Here is a 7,275-nt window from a genome sequence, read left to right as displayed (position 1 = left end):
AGCGCCTGCCTGAGTGTCAGAGGTCGCTTAGAATCATCCGAGGGCATGACCACGAAAGTGGCGATGAGCAGCGGGAAGATGAATAGAAAAGCAGGTCTGCCGTGAGTGATGATCAGGAAGACGAACGCCAGGGTGATGAGCACTGACCACGTGATGAACTGCTTCGTGGTAATGGGGGGGGGGCTTCACGGCGGGTGTTTGGGTATGGCGGGGCTGATGGAGAGAGGAAGAGGCGCTTGGGGGATGGTGAAGGTCTATCGTGAAAGCGGAGTGTAAGGATCGAGGACCCATTCTTCGCTCTACGAGCTACGAAGGGCAAGCCGAGTTCGAGTAGGAGGACGAGTAGGAGGACGAAGAGGAAGAGGAAGAGGAAGAGGAAGAGGAAGAGGAAGAGGAAGAGGAAGAGGAAGAGGAAGACGAAGAGGAGCTTGGGTATGGCGGGCTCAGTAGCGGTCGAATTCTTCGAGGGGGATCTCGGTGGTGGGGGCGTTGCCCATGCCGCTGTGATCTTTTTTGAGGGTGAGGGTCATGATGTCGGCGAGGCGTGTGGTGGTGCCGCCCTCCGTCTGAGTGACGATGGCAAACTTGAGTTCGGAGTCGAAGCGCACGGCCTGGCGGCCACGGGTGAAGTCGGAGATGGAGCCCTGCCAGCCGTAGCCGGTGCAGTACAGAATCTCATAGGAGCCGTCCGGCACGTGGTCGAATTTGAACTTCTGCGCGCCGCGCACATAGAAGGAGGCGACGAGCTGCTTGCTGAGAATCACTTTGATCAAGGCGTCGGCGGGGCGCTCGTTATTGATGACCAGCGTGCCCCGGCCGCCAAGGCCTGCGAGGGTGTCTTTGAGCACGGTGCCGGAGGTGAGGCGCGTGTCGGTGGAGAGGTGCTCCAGGTCTGGCTCAGGTGGTGCGGGCGGTGGTGTGGGTGGTGCCGCAGGCGGGGTGGTGGCGGGCGGCGCTGCGGGTGTGGATGGGGGAGATGCGGCTGCGACCTGGTACCTGCTGGCGGGCCGGAGCGATGTGGGGACCATGGGCGGTGTGGTCTTCTGCAGATCTGCCACTCTCTGGCGGGCGAGGTAGAGCTGGGCGCTGTCCAGCTCACGCTCCAGCTTTTGCAGGCGGGCCTTGGCCTCCGCGTGCCACTGGATGGCGGCGAGGGTGAACCAGGCCCAGGCTTCCACTTTGTCCATGGGCAGCCAGAGGCCCTGCTGGTAGACGAGGCCGAGCTGGTACTGAGCCTCGTCATGGCCCCGGGCGGCGGCTTGCTGAAACCACTGCAGCGCGAAGGTGTTGTTTTGGGGCTGGCCGCTTCCATGCTTGTAGATGAGCCCCATGGCGGCCTGGGATTCGACATCGCCCTGGTCGGCGGCTTTGCGGATCCAGCGCGCGGCTTCGGCGTCTTCTTTGGGGAAGCCGATGCCGTAGTGGTAGCACAGGCCCATGCTGAGCTGCGCCCCCCGGTCGCCTTTCTCCAGGGCTTTGCCGATCCAGCGCAGGGCCTCGGATTCATCCTTGGGGACGCCGGTGCCGGTGGCGTAGCAGATGCCGAGGCGGTTCTGCGCGCCGGCATGGTTTTGCTCTGCGGCCTTGCGGAACCAGGACACGGCCTCAGGGCCGTAGTCGGGCGCACGGTCGCTGCCTTCATAGAGGAGGATGCCGAGAGCGACCTGGGACTCGGAATGGCCCTGCACGGCGGCTTTGCGCAGCCAGGTGATGGCCTCGGCCACGTCCATGGGGAGGCCTGTGCCGTCTGCGTAGCAGAGGCCGAGGGAGTACTGCGAGAACATGCTTCCCTGATCTGCGGCTTTGCGATACCAGCGTGCGGCTTCGGCGGTGTCCTGGGGGAGGCCTTTGCCTCTGTAGTAGCAGTCGCCGAGGCTGTGTTGGGCGCCGCGGTGGCCCTGATCTGCGGCTTTGCGGTACCAGCGTGCGGCCTCGGCGAGGTCCTGCGGGGTGCCGAGGCCATGGGCGATGTAGAGGGCGAGATCATTCTGCCCGCCCGCATCGCCCTGATCGGCGGCTTTGCGAAACCAGCGCACCGCCTCGGCGAGGTCCAGCGCCACGCCCAGACCGCTGCCGTAGCATTGGCCGAGGAGGTCGTGAGCCTCGGCACTGCCCTGGGCGATGGCTTTGCGAAACCAGTCCACGGCCTGCTCGTAATCCTGGGGCACGCCGCGGCCGCGCATGCTGGCCTGGCCGAGGCGGGTCTGGGCCTCGGCAAGGCCCTGCACGGCGGCTTTGCGAAACCAGAGCGCGGCCTGGGCATCGTCCTGGCGGATGCCGGTGCCGTGCTGAAAGGCGAGGCCGAGCTCATGCTGCGCGAGCGCATTGTTTTGCTCGGCGGCTTTGAGGAACCACTTGGAGGCTTCGAGTTCGTTCTGGGGGATGCCATCGCCAAGGCTGAGATGTTTGCCGAGGCAGTACTGGGCGAGGGGCTCGCCCTGCACGGCGGCTTTGCGGAACCACTGCACGGCTTCGGCGGAGCTTTTCTCCACGCCTTCGCCTTCGAAGTAGCAGCGGCCCATCTCGTACTGGGCTTCGGCGAGGCCCTGGTCTGCGGCCAGGCGCATCCAGCGCACGCCTTCGGTGAAGTCTTTCACGACGCCGACGCCCCGGAGGTAGAACTCGCCGAGATCAAACTGCGCGCCGGAGTCCCCCTGCGCGGCGGCTTTGCGGACCCAGGTGAGCGCGGCGATCTCGTCTTTGGGCACGCCATTGCCCTCGAAGTAGGCGCTGCCGAGGAGGTGCTGCGCACGGCCATCGCCATGGTCTGCGGCGAGGCGCAGCCACTTGACGGCCTCTGCGGCGTCCTTCGTCACGCCTTCGCCATTGAGCAGGCGCTTGCCGAGGAGTCGCTGCGCGGGCACGTTTCCCTGCTCGGCGAGGGCGCGGAGCTCGGGCAGCGGGGTGGTGTCTGTGACGGTGACGGCTGGGGTGGTGGCAGGCGGGGCAGGGGGGCTCTGCGGGGTGGTGGTGGCGGCGGCGGCTGCGGGGGGCTGGGAGGGGACCTGGAGGAAGAAGGCGAGCAAAAGCGCGGCGGCGCCTGCGGAGAGTCCGACGACGATGCGGGTGAGCCTGCTGCGGGGCTTTGGAGATGGCTGCTGGGGCTCCGGTGGCTGGGAGGCAGGGCGCGGGCGGGAGGCGCGTGGCTGGGCTGCTGCTGCGGAGGCGGCCTCCCAGGGCTGCGGCGGGGCTGGCGGTGGCTGTGAGAAGGCGGGCGTCTGCTGCTGCTGGTGGCCCGGGAGCCGCTTGGGCGCGGGCAGGGGCAGGGAGGAGGGCGAGTGCCGGGAGTGCCGGTTGCCGCGCCCGGCTGACTCCGCCTGATACGGGAAGGCCCCCTCCGGCACGGCCTGCAGTGTGGCGTAGGCGGCTTTGACTTCGGCGTTCTTGGTGTTGGCCTTGGCGATGAGCTCGGGCTGGCCTTCAAACCGGCCGACGCACCAGACGAGCAGGGCCTCCTGGTAGGCGGTGGTGAGCTGCGCCCGGGTGATGGGTGCGGTGAGATCGAGAATGCGCAGGGCTTCGGTGGTCGTCATAGGTCCGAAGCTGTGAGAAAAGCGCGGAAAAGACGGGTGTCACCCTAGATTTTGTTTGAAGGAGTTTTTGGGAGTGGCGCCGGGGGGCGGGGGAAGCCGCGGGATGCAAGGCCGCCGCGGCCTGTGGCACCCCAAACGGTGCGGATGGGTGCGGGAAATGCAGCGTGAACTGGCCACGCTGCGGCTGTTGTTTCCACCGTTGCTGCGCTGTGTGTCTCAATAGTCACACATTCCATCTTGAGCTGGCCGGTGCTTTGTCACAGCTTCGTTGCATGACATCTTTGGCGGCCCCTGTTTCTTTTCCCCACGCGGTGGCTGGTGGCTGTGGCTGGGTGCCAGTGGGGAGCGAACTGGCATGAAAGCATGCCTGCTGGCCGGATTGATCTGTTGTGGGCTGGTTTCGTGTGGTCGCGCCAGGAGGCCGCAAAAGGCGGCGGGGGAGGTGAAGAAATCCGACGTGGTCTGGTGCCGGGTCCTGGAGCGCGGCGTGACTGTGCCAAACCAAAAGGCGGAGGAATGGGCCATCCGGCGTGCCATCTTCCTGCACCAGACGAAGCCTGGGGGAAAGCAGGGCTGCTTTCTTCGGGCGCAGTTCACCCGCCCTGCGGAGCCTCTGCATTTTTCCAACGGCTCCAAGATCCCGGATCCACCGCGCGCGCCGGTGATGGAGGATGTTTTCATTCCCGATGCTCTGTTGGATGAACTGCGGGCTGCCGGCCGCAAGGTGGCGCGTGCTTCTGAATGCGACGCCAGCCGGAACGGCGTGAAGGACCGGGCGTCCGGGGAGGGCGGCTGTGCGGTGCTCATCGTGAGTGACATCCTCTTTGTGAATGCCACGGAGGCGAAGGTGACCGGCGGGTGGTGGCGGAGTCCGGAGCGCGCCGCGTCTCACACCTATGTCCTCAAAAAAACCGGCGGTGTCTGGGTGGTGACAGGTGAGGACGGGGCCGCTGTGTCGTGCGCTGCTGGTTGCCCCGAGCCTGCCCGATGTGGGGTAGGGTAATACCCCATGGTGGGAGCAGGGTGCCCGCGGGAAGGTGGACCCATGCATCAGTCCTCCGACTGACGATCAATGAGCAACCCAATGAATCCTATGAAACCCTTCCTCTTCCTCCTCCTCTTCTCTTCCGCGACTTTTCTGACCGTGAGCTGCAACAAGCAGAAGCAGGCCATCGACGCGCAGAACGACGCCACCCAGACGGCGCTGGACCGCCAGAAGGATGCCGTGGCTGCGGATGCCAAGGAAGCCAAGACGCAGGTGGACATCGACACCAAGATCACCAAGGCCAACATCGACGCCAGCAAGGCGGTGGAGCAGGCTCAGCTCGATGCGGAAAAGAAGAAGGCTGACGCCGAAGCCGCCGCCGCCAAGGCCCGAGTGGATGCCGTGCAGAAGTAAGCCGCCCACCCCGTGGCGCGCCCACCGTGCGGGCCTGCTTTATTCAAAACTCCCCCCTCTCCCGAACCCAACAACAACACACACACACCACCCCTATGAAAACATCCATCACACGCATCGCCCTTCTCGTCTTCGCATCCGCAGCCCTGACCCTCGTGGCCAGCAGCTGCCGCACCGTTCGTGGCTTTGGCCAGGACGTGGAGCATGTGGGCGGCCACATCGAGCACGCCGCCCGCTAATCTGGAGCGCGCCAGCTTTTCGGAGCGTTGTTGGGAATCCGCCAAGGCTTTTCAGCAACGCTTTGTTCTTGGCAAAGCGGCCGCGTGAGGGACAGTACCGCGTTCCTCGCATGAGTCCCTGATCCGAAGGGACGGGTGTCTGGCGCTTTCCATGCGCTTTCCATTGAAGAAAGACCGCGCCGCACCGTCTACAAAAAACACATCCCTCTGCATTCTCCCATGAAACACTTTTTTTCCGCGCTCTCCGCCACTCTTCTGCTGGCGGTGCTGGCGCCTGCCTCCGCCCGGGCCGAGGCGCCGCCCACGGGCGGCACCATGGGCATCTACCTCGAAAACGATCTCTTCGCCGGCACGGACCGCTACTACACCAGCGGGGTGAAGATGAGCTGGACCTCGCCGGACCTCTCCCGCCTCAGCGGCACGCCGCATGCGCGCCTGATGCTGCCGCTGTTTGAGCTGCTGCCCGGCATCCATGACACAAACTACCAGAAAAACGTGATCCACTCCATCGGGCAGGACATTTACACGCCTGACAACACGGAGACCTTCACCCCGGCGCTGAACGACCGCCCCTATGCGGGCTGGCTGTATGTGTCCAACGGTGTGGTGTGGAAGACGGACCGCGTGCGCAACATCCTGGTGATGGACATCGGCGTGGTGGGCTCCTGGTCCTATGCGCAGGAGGCGCAGCGCTCCGTGCATGACCTGCGCGGCTTTGACCACCCGAACGGCTGGGACCACCAGCTGCACAATGAGCTGGGCATCACCCTGGCGTATGAGCGCACGTGGCGCTGGCCGCACATCGTGAAGCGCAGCGGTCTGGAGTGGGAGCTGATGCCGCATGCCGGCGCGACGGCGGGGAATGTGAAGGACTACGCCAATGTGGGCGGTGAATTCCGCCTGGGCTTCAATCTGCCGGACGACTACGGCACGCCCTCCATCGGCCCCAGCTCCGCCGCCGCCACCCCGGTGGATGGCGCGCTGGGTGCGGAGCGCTCCTGGTTTCCGCTGGGCTTTCACGTCTTTGCGCGTGCGGACGGCCGCGCCGTGGCGCACAACATCTTTCTGGACGGCAACACCTTTGGCGACAGCCCATCGGTGGGGCACAATGTGTTCGTGGCGGATCTGAGCACGGGCTTCGTGATCAACTGGCGCAACACCAAGATGGCCTACGCACTGGTGTACCGCACCAGGGAGTTCAGCGCGCAGATCGCCCCGCAGGTCTTTGGCTCCGTGTCGCTGAACTGGACGTTTTAAGGGCGCGCGAAAAGAGGGGCTTTTTGCGATTCAGGCCGCAGGAAACTGCGTGGCCACAAGCCTGCTATAACCTGCGATCCGCAAGCACCGCCTGACGGCATTGGAATTGAGTCTAGCGGGATGCCGCATCGCTCTCTTTGAGCATCACGTCAAGTTTGAGCGCAGTCACTTGCCGCACTCGCAGCTCACTGCCGAGAATTGCCCGAAGCTCTCGGTTCATCCTCGCAATGATCAAGGCGCAGTTCATCTCGTGTTGCTCCTTGCTGGCCTGCATTTTGGCCGGAGCTGTGCGGTCTCTGGCCTCCAATGAGGTTTCCTGGTTTCGTCTTCCGGTTTCACGCAGATTTTGCATGTCCATGTTGTGAAAAACATCCAGAGTCTTTTGCAAAGCCTTGTCATCCATCCCCCATTCCTTGTACAAGGCCGCCATGGACTTCTTTAAAGACTCGCCATTCAAAATGTCAGCCACCGCGCGGTACTTCTCCTCCAACGATTTCCCGCCAGCATCCTCCGCACTTGGGCTCGGTTGTATTTGGCTGCTTTTCTCAAGCTGCTGAGGAAGGGACGAAGAACCGCTGGAAACTGAAACAGCAGAGGGGGGAGTGGGCTCGGTTGCTGAAGATCGCAACAAGATCAAGACTGATGCCACAACAACCGTCAGAGGAGAAAAAATCAGAACACTGCGTTTCATAGTCAATCAATGCGGAAGGTTGATGAAATACGGAGCAACCCTATGCTGGATCCTGAGGATGACTTCATAAATTTTAAATGAATGATGCGGTCACTGCAACTCAAATGGGTCGGAGTGAATGCAACTCCTGAGAGCCTCAATTTCTCGCTCAATAAA

6 protein-coding genes are annotated in these 7,275 nt (G+C 63.6%); 4 read left to right on the top strand and 2 right to left on the bottom strand.

From position 1 onward, the window contains the following. Positions 1 to 443 precede the first annotated feature (443 nt). Positions 444 to 3,533, bottom strand: a complete 3,090-nt coding sequence (locus tag ACILSL_RS22820) for a tetratricopeptide repeat protein (RefSeq protein ID WP_395734378.1) — start codon at positions 3,531 to 3,533, stop codon at positions 444 to 446. 355 nt (positions 3,534 to 3,888) lie between these two features. On the opposite strand from ACILSL_RS22820, the gene ACILSL_RS22815 reads away from it, so the two are divergent. The 4 genes from ACILSL_RS22815 (at position 3,889) to ACILSL_RS22800 (ending at position 6,428) form a co-directional block, all read left to right on the top strand. Beyond that, the gene (locus tag ACILSL_RS22815; RefSeq protein ID WP_395734377.1) at positions 3,889 to 4,536 is read left to right on the top strand and encodes a hypothetical protein; all 648 of its coding nucleotides are present in this window, start codon (positions 3,889 to 3,891) and stop codon (positions 4,534 to 4,536) included. A gap of 90 nt (positions 4,537 to 4,626) precedes the next feature. Then, positions 4,627 to 4,932: a hypothetical protein gene (locus tag ACILSL_RS22810; RefSeq protein ID WP_395734376.1), complete on the top strand. Its 306-nt coding sequence runs from the start codon at positions 4,627 to 4,629 to the stop codon at positions 4,930 to 4,932. Between the two features lie 95 nt (positions 4,933 to 5,027). Beyond that, positions 5,028 to 5,171, top strand: coding sequence for an entericidin A/B family lipoprotein (locus ACILSL_RS22805; protein ID WP_395734375.1), 144 nt, complete (start codon positions 5,028 to 5,030; stop codon positions 5,169 to 5,171). A 219-nt stretch (positions 5,172 to 5,390) separates the two neighbouring features. Beyond that, positions 5,391 to 6,428, top strand: coding sequence for a lipid A deacylase LpxR family protein (locus tag ACILSL_RS22800; protein WP_395734374.1), 1,038 nt, complete (start codon positions 5,391 to 5,393; stop codon positions 6,426 to 6,428). A 112-nt stretch (positions 6,429 to 6,540) separates the two neighbouring features. Here ACILSL_RS22800 and ACILSL_RS22795 read toward each other — a convergent pair whose 3' ends face one another. Beyond that, complete coding sequence (locus ACILSL_RS22795; protein ID WP_395734373.1) at positions 6,541 to 7,119, bottom strand: hypothetical protein; 579 nt, start codon at positions 7,117 to 7,119, stop codon at positions 6,541 to 6,543. Between the last annotated feature and the right edge of the window lie 156 nt (positions 7,120 to 7,275).

It is taken from the genome of Prosthecobacter sp. (assembly GCF_044222345.1).
GTDB lineage: Bacteria > Verrucomicrobiota > Verrucomicrobiia > Verrucomicrobiales > Verrucomicrobiaceae > Prosthecobacter.
This window is presented reverse-complemented; position numbering and strand designations above follow the sequence as displayed.

Excerpts from the sequence above, each read along its gene's own strand:
- ACILSL_RS22820 (WP_395734378.1), bottom strand. The coding sequence starts at position 3,533 with ATGACGACCACCGAAGCCCTGCGCATTCTCGATCTCACCGCACCCATC.
- ACILSL_RS22815 (WP_395734377.1), top strand. The coding sequence starts at position 3,889 with ATGAAAGCATGCCTGCTGGCCGGATTGATCTGTTGTGGGCTGGTTTCG.
- ACILSL_RS22795 (WP_395734373.1), bottom strand. The coding sequence starts at position 7,119 with ATGAAACGCAGTGTTCTGATTTTTTCTCCTCTGACGGTTGTTGTGGCA.
- ACILSL_RS22810 (WP_395734376.1), top strand. The coding sequence starts at position 4,627 with ATGAAACCCTTCCTCTTCCTCCTCCTCTTCTCTTCCGCGACTTTTCTG.
- ACILSL_RS22805 (WP_395734375.1), top strand. The coding sequence starts at position 5,028 with ATGAAAACATCCATCACACGCATCGCCCTTCTCGTCTTCGCATCCGCA.
- ACILSL_RS22800 (WP_395734374.1), top strand. The coding sequence starts at position 5,391 with ATGAAACACTTTTTTTCCGCGCTCTCCGCCACTCTTCTGCTGGCGGTG.